The sequence below is a fragment of the Metapseudomonas phytobenefica genome (assembly GCF_043392685.1).
GTDB lineage: Bacteria > Pseudomonadota > Gammaproteobacteria > Pseudomonadales > Pseudomonadaceae > Metapseudomonas.
The window spans coordinates 1-15,987 of sequence record NZ_JBHZGM010000041.1; the positions used below are offsets into that span (position 1 = coordinate 1).

Annotated in this window: 14 protein-coding genes and 1 pseudogene; 14 read left to right on the plus strand and 1 reads right to left on the minus strand. The window is 59.7% G+C overall.

Annotated elements, in window-relative coordinates:
- The 10 genes and pseudogenes from ACFW0B_RS23345 to ACFW0B_RS23390 form a co-directional block, all read left to right on the plus strand.
- Window positions 1-128: pseudogene (locus ACFW0B_RS23345) on the plus strand (IS5/IS1182 family transposase); the annotation flags it as partial.
- 8 nt (window positions 129-136) lie between these two features.
- On the plus strand, window positions 137-1,969 hold the full coding sequence (locus ACFW0B_RS23350) for a C-terminal helicase domain-containing protein (protein ID WP_449151358.1): 1,833 nt from the start codon (window positions 137-139) through the stop codon (window positions 1,967-1,969).
- A gap of 1,098 nt (window positions 1,970-3,067) precedes the next feature.
- Window positions 3,068-3,421 (plus strand): hypothetical protein, encoded by a 354-nt coding sequence (locus tag ACFW0B_RS23355; RefSeq protein ID WP_449151359.1) that lies wholly within the window; start codon window positions 3,068-3,070, stop codon window positions 3,419-3,421.
- 102 nt (window positions 3,422-3,523) lie between these two features.
- Window positions 3,524-3,667: a hypothetical protein gene (locus tag ACFW0B_RS23360; protein ID WP_449151360.1), complete on the plus strand. Its 144-nt coding sequence runs from the start codon at window positions 3,524-3,526 to the stop codon at window positions 3,665-3,667.
- Between the two features lie 641 nt (window positions 3,668-4,308).
- The gene (tnpA, locus tag ACFW0B_RS23365) at window positions 4,309-4,626 is read left to right on the plus strand and encodes an IS66-like element accessory protein TnpA (RefSeq protein WP_449151361.1); all 318 of its coding nucleotides are present in this window, start codon (window positions 4,309-4,311) and stop codon (window positions 4,624-4,626) included.
- Entirely contained in the window at window positions 4,623-4,958 is a 336-nt protein-coding gene (tnpB, locus tag ACFW0B_RS23370) for an IS66 family insertion sequence element accessory protein TnpB (protein WP_449151362.1), read from the plus strand. Before tnpA ends, tnpB begins: the two co-directional genes overlap by 4 nt.
- A gap of 61 nt (window positions 4,959-5,019) precedes the next feature.
- The gene (gene tnpC / locus ACFW0B_RS23375; RefSeq protein WP_449151363.1) at window positions 5,020-6,555 is read left to right on the plus strand and encodes an IS66 family transposase; all 1,536 of its coding nucleotides are present in this window, start codon (window positions 5,020-5,022) and stop codon (window positions 6,553-6,555) included.
- A 130-nt stretch (window positions 6,556-6,685) separates the two neighbouring features.
- A complete protein-coding gene (locus tag ACFW0B_RS23380; RefSeq protein WP_449151364.1) occupies window positions 6,686-7,903 on the plus strand; it encodes an ATP-binding protein in 1,218 nt (405 codons plus the stop codon).
- Between the two features lie 378 nt (window positions 7,904-8,281).
- Window positions 8,282-9,187, plus strand: coding sequence for a LysR family transcriptional regulator (locus ACFW0B_RS23385; protein WP_449151365.1), 906 nt, complete (start codon window positions 8,282-8,284; stop codon window positions 9,185-9,187).
- A gap of 49 nt (window positions 9,188-9,236) precedes the next feature.
- Entirely contained in the window at window positions 9,237-10,754 is a 1,518-nt protein-coding gene (locus tag ACFW0B_RS23390) for a xylulokinase (protein WP_449151366.1), read from the plus strand.
- 9 nt (window positions 10,755-10,763) lie between these two features.
- Here ACFW0B_RS23390 and ACFW0B_RS23395 read toward each other — a convergent pair whose 3' ends face one another.
- A complete protein-coding gene (locus ACFW0B_RS23395) occupies window positions 10,764-11,699 on the minus strand; it encodes a LysR family transcriptional regulator (protein WP_449151367.1) in 936 nt (311 codons plus the stop codon).
- Between the two features lie 303 nt (window positions 11,700-12,002).
- Here ACFW0B_RS23395 and ACFW0B_RS23400 point away from each other — a divergent pair, with 303 nt between their 5' ends.
- Genes ACFW0B_RS23400 through ACFW0B_RS23415 form a run of 4 tightly spaced genes read left to right on the plus strand, consistent with a single transcriptional unit; the run spans window position 12,003 to window position 15,983 of the window.
- A complete protein-coding gene (locus ACFW0B_RS23400; RefSeq protein ID WP_449151395.1) occupies window positions 12,003-12,455 on the plus strand; it encodes a flavin reductase family protein in 453 nt (150 codons plus the stop codon).
- Window positions 12,456-12,500: 45 nt separating this feature from the next.
- Window positions 12,501-13,484, plus strand: a complete 984-nt coding sequence (locus ACFW0B_RS23405; RefSeq protein ID WP_449151368.1) for an ABC transporter permease — start codon at window positions 12,501-12,503, stop codon at window positions 13,482-13,484.
- 50 nt (window positions 13,485-13,534) lie between these two features.
- Window positions 13,535-14,470: a substrate-binding domain-containing protein gene (locus ACFW0B_RS23410; protein WP_449151369.1), complete on the plus strand. Its 936-nt coding sequence runs from the start codon at window positions 13,535-13,537 to the stop codon at window positions 14,468-14,470.
- A 16-nt stretch (window positions 14,471-14,486) separates the two neighbouring features.
- Entirely contained in the window at window positions 14,487-15,983 is a 1,497-nt protein-coding gene (locus tag ACFW0B_RS23415; RefSeq protein ID WP_449151370.1) for a sugar ABC transporter ATP-binding protein, read from the plus strand.
- Window positions 15,984-15,987 lie beyond the last annotated feature (4 nt).

The following is a 15,987-nucleotide window of genomic DNA, read 5'->3' on the forward strand; positions in this document are numbered from 1 at the left end:
TTGGCTGGCTGAAAGAGAACCGGAGAATTGGCACCCGCTACGACAAGCTCGCCAGAAGTTTTGGCGCGATGGTCACGCTGGCTTGCACGCTGCGATGCCTACGGCAGTACTTTTCGTACAGAACCTAACGAACTTCATGCATCGTTACAAGGTGGATGAGCGAATTCAGGAAACCCAGAAGCGCTTCCCGGGAAAACTGGCCAAGGTTATTGGCGAGTACCAAGACAGCATGCTGTCTTTCGACGCAGTTTCAAAGCTCGAACCTGTGCCGGATGCGCATGCCAAACTGCGTGATTTGCGGGGGCGTTTGATCGATAGTGGGCTGTGGAAGCTGCTTTGGATGCCACCGACCGTACCATACTGGCCCTTGGCAGGAGCCTATGAGGGACAGCATGAGCAGAGCAAAGCGCTTTTGTTCTCGGCCTGGAACATGGTCCCTGATGTGGTCAGTGGGCTGCTTAGCTATGAGGCCGAGCGACTCATGCTGGGACCCAACTTTGAAAACTATCACGAACCGGACCGCCGCCAGAGTGCTCTGCTGCGCCTGACTGAGACCGATGGCTCACGGGCCCGTCATCGCCTTCTGCTGTTGCTTATGCCGTGTCTGACACTGGCTGATATGGCTCATCCCCTTGCTGCTCCGGTCGGTGTTGACCGGCGAGAGTGGGTACGCAGTCAGGTGTTTGAGCTGCTCCGAAGCTTGCCTGATCCGGAGGATGGAGTAGTAGACAATCGTTGGGAATGGGTCGCCCCGTTGTTGTTGGACTCTGGCATGCGTGAGTTTCTGCGTAATTGGCCGCACGATGCCACGGCTCCAGAGTATCGCCCTAACCCGGAGTATTTGCCGGGTTACGTGGAAGACCTTCTCTCTCTGGATGTAAGTACGCTGGGGCGCCGTCCAGAGAACCTGCTTGAGACCATCACTGATGTGGCTCTAGGCTCGCCTGCGGTACTTGCTGCGCGCATGCTTGATGTGACGGGCTTGTCGCCACAGGTGCGTCGAGAGCTTGCGGCTAGGACAGCCTTTTCATTCTGGCGTTTGTTCAATCGCCCAACATCGATTCGCTTGATTCGTCAGCTGGACTCCACCAGTTCGGACTCCAACGATGAAGATGCATACTGGCATCGTGTATTGCGCTATTGCCGCGACGGTAATTTGCAGGCTGTGCTCGACGAAACCTGGCATCTGGTGTTCGAGCAGCATGGGTGGGCTGCAGGTCAGGAAACGGATTCCGTCTGCCGAGACTGCGTGGCGGATGTGGTGGAAATGGTAGAACCACGACCGTCACGAGCATTGGCTCGCTGCTACCGGGTAAGGGATGAGCAGGTTGAGACGGAGGATCTGCACCTGCGGATGATGTTTGCGCTGCGCCTTGGGCATCTGCAGTCGGAGGAAGGTGGCTTGACTCAGGATGCGGTCCGAAAGGCCTTCAATAGCCCATTCCGTCCGTTCTTACTCTCCAGTACATCGGTGGGACAAGAGGGACTCGACTTCCATCCCTGGTGTCACCGAATTGTCCATTGGAACTTGCCTGGCAATCCGGTGGATATGGAACAACGAGAAGGGCGGGTGCATCGATATAAGGGACACGCAGTGCGCAAAAATGTTGCTGCACGCTTTTCGCCTGACTCACTGAGCAACTGGAAACTGGGTCGGAACCTCTGGCAAGAAATCTTCGAGCAGGCCGACCAGGAAGCGCGTGCGCAAGGGCGTAGCGAGCTGGTTCCCTATTGGGTGGCTCCGGGGGCGGCCCGGATCGAACGGCTGGTGCCGGCATTACCCTACACCAGTGAGGTAGTGGCCTTCGCCAGATTGAAACGACAGCTGGCTGCTTACCGCGTGGTCTTTGGCCAGCCGCGACAGGAAGAGCTTCTTGATTTGCTCGATCGCTCCCAAGTATCGCAGGAGCAGTTGGAAGCGTGGTCTATCGACCTGATGCCAAGGGAGGAGGGATCTCTCCAGGTTTAGTAGACCATTGACTGGGGCCTTGTGGGGGGCGGCTATCGACTGTGAATCGTCCTATCGATGGTTCTAAGCAACTTCGCGTTCTGCGCTCACCTGCCGCTCCAGCCGTACGGCTGGTCTGTCCAGCACGCGCGTTATACGCCAGTCAGAGCAGGGTGCATCAAGAAGTCACGAAGCGGGGTAAGGAACAGGTCATTCGCATCAACGATGGCAGTAAACCGTGAATGCTCATCCCTACCCCATGCTTAACTCCTGTGCCTGAGCGGCAAGCTGATCCATGGTTTCACGGCCAGCGCGTTCTCGAAGCTCCTTGTATGCCATCAGATCAGGGAACGTGACCCTGCGGCGGCAATCAGTCTTGGCATGAGGAATCACTCCCTCATCGAGCAGTTTCACCAGCTTACCGCCGCATAACGAACTTTGCCTGCGTGGAGGTGAAGACCAGTCTCAACTTGGTGCCTCTGTACCCAACGATCGGCCCGGATGTCGAATCGCTGGAGACAGCATTTTTCTGCGAGGTGCGCAATCTGGGGCTCGTCGGCAAGAGCCCACGGGGTATCCTCGAACGTTTGTTGAAATGTGCGGACGAGGTTACTGAGTCGTGGCGAGAAGACCGAAACATCGCAACGATGTGTGGGGAAGGACGCAATCCTAGAGAACGTACCCTGTCCCGAGGTACTTGCATGTGGTTGAGCACCAAGTGCCTCGTCGCGTTTTGTGGAAATCATCCCTAAGCGTATAGTATTGCGTCGAATTGCAGGGTCAGCCAAAAGCTGGCCTAATGTGTTGGACAAAGTGGCTGCCTCAAAAGCAGCATTCACCAGTGTTTTAGCCATTACTGCAGACCTTTCCGCTGTACTTCCTCTGTTGTTTGGGTTTTTTGACACTCTGGATTTGGGGGCTCTCATGACGCTATTACCTGCGATGTTTAACTGGTGCGGAACGGCTCTGCGGGTCCTATGTATACGGTTAGATCATTGGCGATGCTGCGATTGATAAGCGGTTACCAACAGCGCCGGAGAGGTTCGATTCCTCTGACCCGCACCAATTCAAGAGCCAAGGCTTTGCCTTGGCTTTTTCTTTCAATGGGAGAGTCTGGGCGTGATTTCGTCGTTTGAGCCTGAGGGAGTAGCTGCTGCATCGAAGTCTGAGCTGTGGAGGCGTATATCTTGTGCGCTCTTTCTGATGATTTTGGCGCTGCTTGTTCCAATGCTTTCCCATTTCGGGGTGTGGAAAACAGAGAGTGAGTCGATACCCGTTTGGGTGATGCGCTCTGGAGCCCTTGTCACGATGATGGCTCTGATGGCCGATCACCTTCTGTCAGAGGCTCTGCCGCGGCTCACAAACGCCCTTAGCAAATTTGCCTCCCCCATCAGTTTTCTCCGCAAGGTGGCATTGGTAGAGGTCATTCTCGGTACCGCGATCTGGGGATACGGCGACCGCATCTTCTACTGAGCGATCATCTCCACATCGGGCGATGCCCCGCCGCTGGTGCGGCTGGCAACGGGAAAGGGGGCATGGAAACATCTGCGCTTTCCTTTCAAGGTGGGAGGCAAAATGAAGCTGTTCGCCAATAAGTTTGATTGTGTTGAGAATTGCCAAAGCGGCGATGCTGTCTGCCGTTACGCACAGCTATCATTACTGGCGATGGGATGGGGGTGCAACGAAGACCGCTTCAAGGAGATCCGTAACAGCATCTAACGTCGTGTGACCCATATCCAGATCCTTAAACAAGATTCCAGATCTGCGAAGTCGTGGTAGGAACTCCCGAAACTGCTCCATGACTTTTCCAGGGAGGGCTATACGTAGCTCCGGTGCAATCAGTTGGGAAAGGCGAGCCACATCATTCATGTGCTTTTTCACATTCCTTTCGTCCACTTGTTCCCCTGACTCGCGCCTCGTTGATAGATCCAGGTCGATCTCTGCCGCTTCTCAGGAGGGAGTTGTAAAGGGCGATGTCACGAGAAGTGGCTACCAGCGAGTTCGCAGGAAGAAGTCGGCAAGCTGGTCAGGGACTTTTGCGGGAAATCGTTGATAACCGTCAGGTAGCGTAGGGCATCGGTTGCAGCGAGCGCCCCAGATGATGCTTTAAAATCAGTGAGTTACGAGGTCGACCACTGGCATGGGGTGCAGAGGATAGGATGGAGCACTCGCTAGCTTGCCCAACCCCTCTGCAGTACACCCTACTAAGGCGATTATTGGTATTTGAAGGCCGTGTATTGGGAAGATCTGCACGTGCGCGGTAAGCGTCCAGCCAAGTCACCTTCCGAACTCCAGCACTAAGGGCGATGGTGTCCGCGTATTTTTAAGCGGACGCGATAGCCCTTATCGCCGGGATTTCCATGCGCCAACGAAGCTCTTACCCCAAACCGTTCAAGGCCCAGGTTGTTCAGGAATGCCTGCAACCCGGTGCGACCGTCTCCAGCGTTGCCATCAGTCACGGCATCAACGCCAACGTCATTCGCAAGTGGCTACCGCTTTACCGAGATCAGCCACCGGCGGCGTTGCCGGCGTTCGTTCCAGTGAGGACTACGCCGAAACGGCCGGCTGAAGCATCGGTGATTATCGAGCTACCGCTTGGCGAGCAATCGGTCACGGTGAAATGGCCAGCCTCCGATCCTGAAGGCTGCGCCCGGTTTGTACGCGGGCTCATGCAGTGATCCGCATCGACGCTATCTGGCTCGCCACCGAGCCAATGGACATGCGTGCCGGCACTGACACCGCGTTGGCCCGTGTGGTGGCGGTATTCGGTGCGGCGAAGCCGCACTGCGCGTATCTCTTCGCCAATCGCCGCGCCAACCGCATGAAAGTCCTGGTGCATGACGGCGTGGGTATCTGGCTCGCCTCGCGGCGATTGAACCAAGGCAAGTTTCATTGGCCAGGCATCCGGCACGGCGCCGAAGTGGAGCTGGACGCCGAGCAACTTCAGGCGTTGGTACTGGGGTTACCCTGGCAGCGGGTCGGCGCAGCCGGCGCGATCACAGTGCTGTAGCACCTGCCATTAGCCCATCGGTTTATCTCCGCTGACCGCCCGCTCTGGCACAATCAGCGGCATGACTGCCTCGCCCAACCTCGACCAACTGACACCTGACCAACTGCGCGCACTGGCCGCGCAATTGCTGTCGCAAGTCGACACGATGGGCAAGAAGATCCAGCGCATCGAAACGGTCAACGAACAGCTCGCCCACGAAATCGCGTTGCTCAAACGGCACAAGTTCGCCAAACGCAGCGAGCAACTAAGCCCTGACCAGGGCAGCCTGCTGGATGACCTGCTCGACACGGACATCGCCGCCATCGAGGCGGAGTTGAAAGCCGTCAATCCCCCGGTTGCCCCAGCCGAACCACGCCAACAGCCCAAGCGCACACCGCTGCCAGCGCAATTCCCGCGCACCGTGATCCGTCACGAGCCGGAGAACACCCAGTGCGCCTGCGGCTGCCAGCTGCAACGCATCGGTGAAGACGTCAGCGAAAAGCTGGATTACACGCCGGGCGTGTTCACCGTCGAACAGCACGTACGTGGGAAATGGGCCTGTCGCCAGTGCGAAACACTGATCCAGGCACCAGTGCCGGCCCAGGTGATCGACAAGGGCATCCCCACCGCCGGCCTCCTGGCTCACGTGATGGTGGCCAAATTCGCTGATCACTTGCCGCTGTACCGGCAGGAGAAGATTTTTGGCCGTGCCGGTCTCGCTATCGCCCGCTCGACGCTGGCGCAGTGGGTCGGGCAAACCGGCGTACAGCTTCAGCCGCTGGTCGATGCGCTGCGCGAAGCCGTGCTGGGCCAACGCGTGATCCACGCCGACGAAACCCCGGTGCAAATGCTCGCCCCAGGCGAGAAGAAAACCCATCGGGCTTACGTCTGGGCCTACAGCACCACGCCCTTCGCCGACCTGAAGGCCGTGGTCTACGACTTCAGCCCCAGCCGTGCCGGCGAGCATGCGCGCAATTTTCTTGGCCAGTGGAATGGCAAGCTGGTCTGCGACGACTTCGCTGGCTACAAGGCCAGCTTCGAGCAAGGCGTGACCGAGATCGGCTGCATGGCCCACGCCCGGCGCAAGTTCTTCGACTTGCACACGGCGAACAAAAGCCAACTGGCCGAACAGGCGCTGCACTCGATCGCTGGGCTGTACGAAATCGAACGCCAAGTGCGCGACATGAGCGATGAAGAACGCGGGCGAATACGCCAGGAAAAAGCTTCGCCGATCCTCGACGCGCTGCATGACTGGATGCTGGCCCAGCGTGATCTGGTGCCCAACGGATCAGCAACGGCGAAAGCCTTGGATTACAGCCTCAAACGCTGGCTGGCACTGACTCGCTATGTCGAGGATGGTGCTGTGTCCATCGACAATAATCCGGTCGAGAACCAGATTCGGCCATGGGCGCTAGGCCGCTCGAACTGGTTGTTTGCCGGATCGCTACGCAGCGGAAAACGAGCGGCGGCGATCATGAGCCTGATCCAGTCGGCCCGCATGAACGGACATGATCCGTATGCCTATCTCAAGGATGTGCTGACACGACTGCCGACGCAGAAGGCCAGCGCTCTGGCCGAGCTGCTGCCGCACAACTGGGTATCCGCCGGCAAGGTGTAATGCCCGTTCGCTTACCGTGCGCGGGCAGTGAGTCGAAGGCCATGTGCCGAGGGGCGGAAGGGATCGGTTCGCTGGAAAAGCATCCAGAAGAATGGTGTAATTTCACCCAGTTAATGGATGAATTTACACAATGTACCCACGCAGAGTTCGCCAATACACGCTTGAGGCTCTGGATGACTCTCCGGTCGTTCTGATCAATGGTGCGCGCCAGACGGGCAAGAGCACCCTCGTTCGGACCCTGGAGCAGGACGTCCGCTATTTCACCTTTGATGATCCCGCTGTGCTGGCAGCTGCTCAAGCCGACCCGTTCGGCTTCATTGGCGCGCTCGAAGGGCCGGTCTGCCTGGATGAGGTGCAGCGAGCTCCCGGGATTTTCCTGGCCATAAAAGCCGAGGTGGACAAGGATCGTACGCCAGGACGTTTCTTGCTGACCGGCTCGGCTAATGTCCTGCTACTGCCCCAGATTGCCGACTCCCTGGCCGGCCGTATGGAGGTACTGACACTCTGGCCGCTGGCGCAGAGTGAAATTGCCGACCGGCCAATTAGCATGATCGATAGGCTGTTTGACGGGGAGTTCCCGGATCGCTGTGCCTATCAACGTGATGACTTCATTGGGCGGCTCACGGCTGGAGGCTATCCGGAGGCGCTATCACGTACGAACGATCGCCGGCGCGAAGCCTGGTTCGACAACTATCTAAGCACCATCTTGTTGCGTGACGTTCGTGATCTGGCCCAGATCGAGGGGCTGACGGAGCTACCCCGGCTGATGCAGTTGCTGGCCGCGCGCAGTGGCGGTCTGCTCAATGCTGCTGAACTGTCCCGCGCCACTGGTATTCCGCAGACGACTTTGAAGCGTTACCTGACGATGCTGGAAACACTTTTCCTGATTCGCCAAGTTCCGTCCTGGTCTTCCAATCTGGGCAAACGCTTGCAGAAGTCTCCCAAGCTGTTCGTGACTGACTATGGGCTGATGGCCCACCTGCAGGGGCTGAGCAGGTCCGGTGTGTCAGCTTCGCTCGGTTTGCCGGGTGACTTGGTGGAGGCGTTTGTATTTGCGGAACTGGCCAAGCATCAGACGTGGGCGGAGGTGCGGACGACATTGATGCACTACCGCACCTCCAGCGGCGTGGAGGTCGACTTTGTCCTGGAGAACCGGCAGGGCGAATTGGTAGGGGTGGAGGTCAAGGCGGCTACCACGATCAGCGCCAAGGACTTCAATGGCCTGCGTCACCTGCGCGATACGACACCTCGGCAATTCAAACGAGGAATCGTCTTCTACACGGGGGAGCAGGTGGTACGTTTCGACCAGCAACTGGCGGCCGTTCCGCTCTCTCTGTTCTGGGGATGACGGGCTGATCTGGCGCTCTAGCTGGGCGTCAGCTCGTTAAGGGCCTGGTCGGTCTGCCAGGGGAGGGTGGTGGCAGTCAGGTTGACCCGCGCCCTTGGGATATTCCTCCAAAAGTACGGACCTGGTGCACGAGCCAATCGTCTTCGCCTTGCCTAGGCGCAACGAAGCGCTGGTCATTCTTCTGAAGCAGACGCTGGTTGTATTGCTTGATGGCCTTGCCGGCTAGTCAGCGATTCGACATGGACAGTGCGTGCTTCATACCAGTGCGCACTTTTCACTTTTGGTGAAGACTGATTTCACTCGATAGAGCGCGGTTGATCCGCCCTGTAAGATTTTTCGGCAAGGCTACCTGTCCCAATCATTCAGTACGGAGCAGCAATGGCGCGCCTTGATATCAATCGCTCTGGAGAACTGGAGGTCTTCGCACGCGTCGTAGAGACGGGAACCTTCTCCGCGGCGGCACGTGACTTCCAGATGACGCCGTCAGCCGTGAGCAAACTCATTGCCCGCCTGGAGTCCCGGCTAGGGTCGAGACTGTTGAATCGCTCCACGCGGCAACTGAGCCTGACCAACGAAGGGCGCACTTACTACGAACGCGGTGTGTGCGTACTGGCCGACCTGGATGACATTGAACGGAATGTCGCTTCCCAGGCCGCGCCTCGCGGAACGGTGAGGATCAACTCGAATTTCACCTTTGGCTACCATTTCCTGCTGCCATTGGTACCGTTGCTTACGGAGCGACTTCCCGAGGTTACGCTGGATATTGTGCTAACCGACGAGGTCATCGATGTGCTTGGGCAGCGCACCGATATTGCCGTGCGCGCGGGCCCGATGAAGAGCTCCAATCTGGTCGCGCGTAAGCTCGGGGCTACTCGTATGGTGATCGTCGGAGCGCCTGACTATCTTGAACGTAATGGCGTTCCCGAGGGGCCGGACGAACTGCAACGGCATAACCTGCTAACGGCAAACTATGTGCGTTCCATGAATGGATGGCCGCTTCAGAATGGCCCACAGACGTTCAAGCTGGCCACCAACGGCAACGTCCAGGCGAGCGACGGCGAAGCGCTCCGTTGCCTTGCGCTTAACGGCGTGGGCCTTGCGCGGCTCGCCGCATTCCGGGTGCGAGATGACATTGCCCAGGGACGTCTTGTTCCGGTCATGGAGGCGTTCAATCCCGGTGATCTGGAAGAGGTGCATGCTGTGTTTGTCGGGCAAGACGGCAACGTGCCGTTGAGGGTTCGAGCAGTGCTGGATTTCCTGGTCGAGCACGTTCGCGTCGAATGATTCCCTAAGCTGCCTCGTTTCCCCCAACAACCCCTGGAGCGCAGCTCAATTGAGTAGCCAGGCGATACTGCTCGGACTGGACATTGGGACTTCGAGTACGCGGGCGGTTGCAATCGACGAGCAAGGAACCATGCGAGGGATCGCCCGCATGAAGAGCGTCCCGGTGGAGCAACGAGCCAGACAGGACGGATTCCACGCCGAGTCTTCTCTTGTCTCGGCCGTATCGGCGATCCGCCAGGCCCTTGCCGAGGCCAGGGCGCGCCCGGAGCAGGTTGCAGGTATAGCGGTCTGTGGGCAGATGGCTGGTCTGTGTTTCGTGGATGTCGACGGGTACTCGCTTGGAGTCTGCGATTCCTGGCTGGACCTGGATTGCGCCTCAACTCTGGATCTGTTGCGACCGTTTGAGCAGGAAGTCGTTAACAAGTCGGGTGGTCAGCTGATTGCCAGCCACGCGGCGAAATGGCTGCAGCTGAAGCTCAAGCTGCCTGATCAGTACCGCCAGGTATGCAAACTAACGACACCCTCGGCCTTTGTCGCCGGCCGGCTCACCGGTCTATCCGGTGAGGCCGCATTCGTCGATACGACCCATCTGGGTTTCAACAATTTCGCCGACGTCCCGCGGGGGGAGTGGAACCGCTCGCTCGTGCACAGCCTTGGACTGAATGAGGAACACTTGCCGCGCATCGTGGAGCCCTGGCAGCGGATCGGCGGCCTAACAACCGAGTTCGCAGGCCTCACTGGCCTGGCCCAGGGAACCCCCCTCCATGCGGGTTGTGGTGATGTGGCTGCCACACTGCTCGGCAGCGCGATGTTCGATGCAGGTCAATTGGTCGATATTTCGGGGACGGGGGCGGTACTGTGCGCCATTCGCCACGACTTCGGCGTCGATACCCAAAGTCGGAAGCTGCTTACCTTGCGACACTGTTTGCCAGGCCTTTACTACAACGCCGGCTACGTTGGCGGAGCAGGACTGAACTTCGACTGGCTGGAGTCCCTTCAGGCCGGCGAGCGGCCGCCCCATAGCGTCACGGCAGCCCTGCGGAATCGTCGGGGCGCTGCTCCGCTGCTATTCGTCCCACACATGGGTGGGCGCCATATACCGGTGATGCCTGACATGCGGGGGGCATTCGTCGGGCTTGGGTGGCATCACACCCTGGCCGACATGCAGTGCGCCATGGTCGAGGCGACTGCCTACGAATACGCAAGCTTCAAGGAATGCATGGTGGCTAGCGGTCTTAAACTCTCACCAAGAGCTGTAGCGGTGGTCGGGGGCGGTGCCACAAGCGATGTCTTCAATCAGATCAAGGCTGATGTGCTGGGTTTGCCCTACGCGCGTAGCGCTGTCTTCGAGGCAGCCGCCGTGGGCGCTGCACTACTGGCGGGGCATGGAGCTGGGGTGTTCGCCGATCTGCGCGACGCGGCGAAGCCACCGCCGGGCGCCGCTCCTGTGCTTACCCGACCAGACATGCGGCGGCATATGCGGTATCGCGAGCACCGAGCCGCCTATGAGCGGCTTCTGGAAGCTTTGGAGCCGGTTTTCACCGATATCGCGCGCCTACCGCGCTAGTAGTTCCAATCAACGGGGCGACTGGCCCATCAGCAGATGACGGGCCGGGGTCTGCAGATTATTGAAATAGTGGACGGCGAAGTCGACGAACGCCTTCACCCGCTGAGGTAGCTTCCTGCCGCCTTCAGTCAGCAGATGGAAGCCGGTGGCCGGACATGTGAAGTCTTCCAGAAGCGGCACCAGACGCTGCTCCTCAATGTCCTCCGCCACCTCCCATACCGATTTCCAGGCGATCCCCAGACCCTGCAAGGCCCACTGGCGAAGCGTGAAGCCGTCGTTCACTAGCCGATTGCCTTTGACCTGGACCGAGAACGTCATGCCGTCACGGGTGAAGCGCCACTTGTCCTGGGGGAAGTCCGCCTGCAAATGGACCAGGCAGTTGTGTTCCAACAGCTCCTCCGGGTAACGCGGCGCACCGTGACGCGCCAAGTAGGAGGGGGAGCAACAGACGATGCGTCGGTCGCCGCCGAGTGAACGCGCGACGAGGGAGCTGTCGGGGAGGTTGCCATATCGAATGGCGATATCTGAACCTGACTCGACGAAGTCCAGCAGACGGTCGGTGAAGAACAACCGTACGGTCACGTGGGGATTCTCTTCGATGAAGGCATCCACCATCTGGCTGACCCACTGGCGGCCCAGATCGGTAGGGCAGGTCACCCCGATGGAGCCACGGAGTTGTGAGTTGCCGCTGCGTATGACGCTGTCCAGCACTTCTACGTCTTCGAGGATCTTCTGTGCCGCCTCGAACAGGTAAAGCCCCTCGGCGGTTGGGCTAAGCCCCCTGGTGTTCCGCTTGACCAGGCGTATGCCGTAGAACTCCTCCATCGCCTTGAGTCGTCCGCTCATCGCGGCAGGCGAGAGGCCGAGTTGTCGTCCTGCCATGGATAGCGAGCCGGTTTGCACGACCAGCCGGAAAAGCCGCAGGTCCTGGAATCTATCCGCCATGACATGACCTCTGTGGGATGGTGTTGTTGTTTCAGTCTCACTGGGTTTTCTATTTTTTCGCGCCATTCAATAACTTGGCAATGATTTTTTGAGTATTCCGAACTCTGTTTTCATCTGGATCTAACGAGGAGGGTTTCAGTTTTTGTGAAAAGTCATTAAGGGAAAAGCGAATACCTCCTCTTGCGGATCGATGCTTACTATCAACCCAGGCTCAACGGTAAGAGGAGTTGAAAAAAAATGTCTGTTAAATCTAGCCATTCGAGCAACATGGGTGGAGAAGTCCCCGGGCTGTTTCGTTCCGCAATGGGACGGTTCGCTTCTTCCGTCACGTTGGTCACCACGGTGGATGAGAACTGCTGCCCCCATGGGTTGGCGGCCACCGCATTTTCGTCGGTTTCGATGGACCCCGCATCTGCGCTGGTTTGCATCAACCGGAGTTCGAGTGCATCCCCGATAATCAAGAACTCCGGTCTTTTCTGCGTGAACATGCTGCAGCGCGAGCACGAGGCGCTGTGCAACATCTTCAGTCGGCCCGAACTTCGCGAGCGCCGTTTCGTGGATGGCGACTGGGCAGTGGGAAGCAACGGCCTGCGTTATCTGACCGATGCTCAGGCGGCGATATTCTGCGAAGTTGTCCAAGAAGTTGAGTATGGCTCCCATACGATATTCATCGGGAACGTAATAAATGTGATTACCCAGTCGTTGGAATCACCGCTCGTATATATGGGTGGTCGCTTCCGAGAACTGGCGGCCTAATGACGTAAAAGTACCCATTGAATAAATATAAGAAGTGGTGTTCGTATGTATAGCTTCGGTTCCAAGGCTCGCCTGATTCCCCCTTCCCTGAAACTCAACGCTTCGGCGTCGGGCGTTACTGGCCCGCTGCTGGGCTTGGTCCTGCTGTGCGCGGTGCTGAGCGTCACCACCGACAGCTTCCTGACTCTCAGTAATCTCCTCAACATCCTCGACCAGGTGACCGTTCTGGGAATCATGGCTCTGGGCATGACCCTGGTGATCCTGATCGGCGGCATCGACCTCTCAGTGGGGGCGGTACTCGCGGTTTCCATCATGGTGATGAGTTGGGCCGAACGTTCGCTGGGCTTGCCCATGGGGCTGGCGATCCTTTGCGCCATCCTCACCGGCGCAGCCTGTGGCTTGCTGACCTCGCTGATGGTGGTGCGCGCAGGCCTGCCCTCGTTCATCGCCACCCTGGCGATGATGTCCATGGCCCGGGGTGTGGCCTACATGGTCACCGATGGGACCCAGATCAGTGGTTTCCCGGAGTGGTTCGGCAACCTCTCGATCATTCGTTACGCCGGCTTCGTGTCGTTGACCGTGGCCTGCTTCGTGGTGCTGGCTGCGCTGTTCTGGTTCGTCATGCGCTTCACTGTTGCCGGTCGTAGTCTCTATGCCATCGGCGGCAGCGCAAAAGTGGCGAAGCTCTCCGGCATCCGGGTCAAGACCTACACCGCAGCCGTCTACATCATCTGTGGCATCACCGCCGCCCTAGGTGGCGTGATCATGACCTCGCGCCTGGACACTGCCGGTGCCGGTGCGGGCGTTGGCTACGAGTTGGACGTGATCGCCGCCGTGGTGATCGGCGGCGGCAGCCTGAAGGGCGGCGTCGGCAGTGTGGCCGGCACCCTGATCGGCGTGCTCATCATCGGGGTGCTGCGCAACGGCCTGAACCTCGCTGGCATCTCCCCGTTCGTCCAACAGGTAATCATCGGCCTGGTCATCGCCGCCGCGGTGATGCTCGACGCGATGAAGCGCAAGAACGCCTGAATCCCCCCTCGCATTGCCTTTAACAATCACAACAAGTCAGGAGGCGTCCCATGACCCTTTTCTCTTCGCTCGTGCGCGGAGCGCTCGCTCTCGCTCTGCTGGTTCCCACCCTGAGCCAGGCTGCCGAAAAACCCATCAAAGTCGGCATGTCCATCCCCAGCCTGCAGTGGGTGTTCTATCTGATGGTGCGTGACGGTGTGATGGAGCAAGCCAACGGCCTGGGCATCGAGGATGTGCTGGTGGCCGATGCCCAGGCCGATCCGGCGCGCCAGGTCAGCCAGATCCAGGACATGCTGAGCAAGGGCATCGATGTGCTGCTCTACACCGCTACCGGCTCGGCCGCCTCCGCGGTGCCGGTGCGCCTGGCCAGGCAGCAGGGGGTGAAGGTGGTCTGCGTCGACAACTTCCCGAAGAATGTCGAGTGCGATGCCTACGTCTCCACTGACAACACCGCTGCCGCCGCCGAACTGGCTCGCCAGGTGGTGCGCCTGACCGGACCGAGTGCCCAAGTCGGGCTGCTTCAGGGCACCCTCGGCGATACCACCGAGATCGCCCGTGCCAAGGGATTCGATGTCGAACTGGCCAAGACGCCGGGCATGAAGGTGGTTGACCAGAAGCCCACCGATTGGCTGCAGGACGTCGGCTTCAAGGTGGCCCAGGACATGCTGCAGAAGCACCCGCAGATCAATGTGTTTGTCGGCCGCTCTGACGCTCCAGCTCTGGGTGCCGCTCAAGCGGTGCGGGTGGCCAACGTGCAGCACAAGGTGTGGATCTTCGGCTACGACGGCCTGCCCGCGGCGCTGGAGGCGGTGCGCGACGGCAAGATGGACATGACCATCACCCAGCAGGCGGTGGAGATGGGCCGTACTGCTCTGCGCACCGCCGTAGCCCTGAAAGAGGGCAAGTCGGTGGAGAAGCAGCAGTTCCTGCCGGCCTTCGTCACGACTCGAGAGAACGTCGATGCGTTCCTCGCCAAGCATCCCTAGGCGAAGGGCTTCGAGCATGAATCAGGCATCAACCGACACCCCGTTCTTCCGCGCCGAAAACATCGGCAAATCCTTCAACACGGTCAGCGTGCTGGAAAGCATCAGCCTGGAAATCGGCCGTGGCGAGGTGGTGGCGCTTCTGGGCGAGAACGGCGCGGGCAAGTCTACGCTGTCGTCGATCATCGCCGGCTCACTGTGCCCGACCCGTGGCGACATGACCATCGATGGCCAGCGTTACGCGCCGGCCAGCCCGAAGGACGCCATCGCCCAGGGCGTGAACATGATCCACCAGGAAATCCAGTTGCTACCTGACCTGTCCGTCGCCGAGAACATCTTCCTCGGCCACATGCCCACCCGCCACGGGATGGTAGACCGCGAGCGTATGCGTCGAGATGCGCGGGTTCAGCTGGAGCGCCTTGGGCTGGACATCTCGCCGGACACCCTGGTGCGCGACCTGCGCATCGCCGCCCAGCAATTAGTGGAGATCGCTAAGGCACTGACCCTGGATTCGCGTCTGCTGATTCTCGATGAGCCCACCGCCGCGTTGGGCTCGGAGGAAACCGAGCTGCTGTTCCGCCAGATCGAGTCGCTCAAGCGAGAAGGCGTGTCCTTCATCTACATCAGCCATCGCATGGAAGAGATCGGCCGCATCGCCGACCGCATCCTGGTGATGCGCGACGGCCACCTGGTGGCGCGCCACGAAAGCGCCAAGGTGGAGGTGGGCACGCTGGTGGCACAAATGGTGGGGCGTTCCATCGACCGGCTGTTCCCTGTCATCCCGGCTCCCGCTGGGAAAGAGGTGCTCGCGGTGCGCGGGTTGTGTTGCGGCTCCAGGCGTTTCCGCGACATTTCCTTCTCGGTGCGCGGCGGCGAGGTGTTCGGCATCGCTGGCATGGTCGGCGCCGGGCGCAGCGAGGTGATTCGGGCCATTGCCGGGGTGGAGCCGCCAGCGCGCGGCGAGGTGTCGGTGGATGGGCGCGCCGTGAAGTTGGACGGCGTGCGCTCGTCCATCGACGCTGGACTGGTGCTGATCCCCGAGGACCGCAAGACCGAGGGCGTGGTGCTGGACCATTCCATCGCCGAGAACCTGGCCTACTGCAACCTTGATCGGCTGGGCGCCAGGGGGCTGTTGTCCAGGCGGGAAATCGACGCCTTCGCCGCCGAGCGCATCGCCGCCCTCGGGGTCAAAGGCGAGCCGTACAAGCACCTGGACAAGCTCTCCGGTGGCAACCAGCAGAAGGTGGTGATCGCCAAGTGGATTGCCCGGCAGCCCAGGGTAATCATCCTCGACGAACCCACCCGCGGCATCGACATGGGCGCGCGCGCGTCCATCTACCAACTGATCGCCGACCTGGCGGCCAGTGGCGCCGCGGTGGTGGTGGTGAGTTCCGATCTGGACGAGGTGATCGGCTTGTCCCACCGCGTGATGGTGATGGCCCGTGGCGCCTGCCAGGGCATCCTCCAGGGCGAGCAGGTGGCCCCTGAAAAGATTATGGCGCTGGCCACGGCCTGAGGAG

Coding starts and splice junctions, on each gene's coding strand:
- ACFW0B_RS23350 (WP_449151358.1), top strand. CDS start 137: ATGCATCGTTACAAGGTGGATGAGCGAATTCAGGAAACCCAGAAGCGC.
- ACFW0B_RS23360 (WP_449151360.1), top strand. CDS start 3,524: ATGAAGCTGTTCGCCAATAAGTTTGATTGTGTTGAGAATTGCCAAAGC.
- tnpA (WP_449151361.1), top strand. CDS start 4,309: ATGCGCCAACGAAGCTCTTACCCCAAACCGTTCAAGGCCCAGGTTGTT.
- tnpC (WP_449151363.1), top strand. CDS start 5,020: ATGACTGCCTCGCCCAACCTCGACCAACTGACACCTGACCAACTGCGC.
- ACFW0B_RS23380 (WP_449151364.1), top strand. CDS start 6,686: ATGTACCCACGCAGAGTTCGCCAATACACGCTTGAGGCTCTGGATGAC.
- ACFW0B_RS23385 (WP_449151365.1), top strand. CDS start 8,282: ATGGCGCGCCTTGATATCAATCGCTCTGGAGAACTGGAGGTCTTCGCA.
- ACFW0B_RS23395 (WP_449151367.1), bottom strand. CDS start 11,699: ATGGCGGATAGATTCCAGGACCTGCGGCTTTTCCGGCTGGTCGTGCAA.
- ACFW0B_RS23400 (WP_449151395.1), top strand. CDS start 12,003: ATGGGACGGTTCGCTTCTTCCGTCACGTTGGTCACCACGGTGGATGAG.
- ACFW0B_RS23405 (WP_449151368.1), top strand. CDS start 12,501: ATGTATAGCTTCGGTTCCAAGGCTCGCCTGATTCCCCCTTCCCTGAAA.
- ACFW0B_RS23410 (WP_449151369.1), top strand. CDS start 13,535: ATGACCCTTTTCTCTTCGCTCGTGCGCGGAGCGCTCGCTCTCGCTCTG.
- ACFW0B_RS23415 (WP_449151370.1), top strand. CDS start 14,487: ATGAATCAGGCATCAACCGACACCCCGTTCTTCCGCGCCGAAAACATC.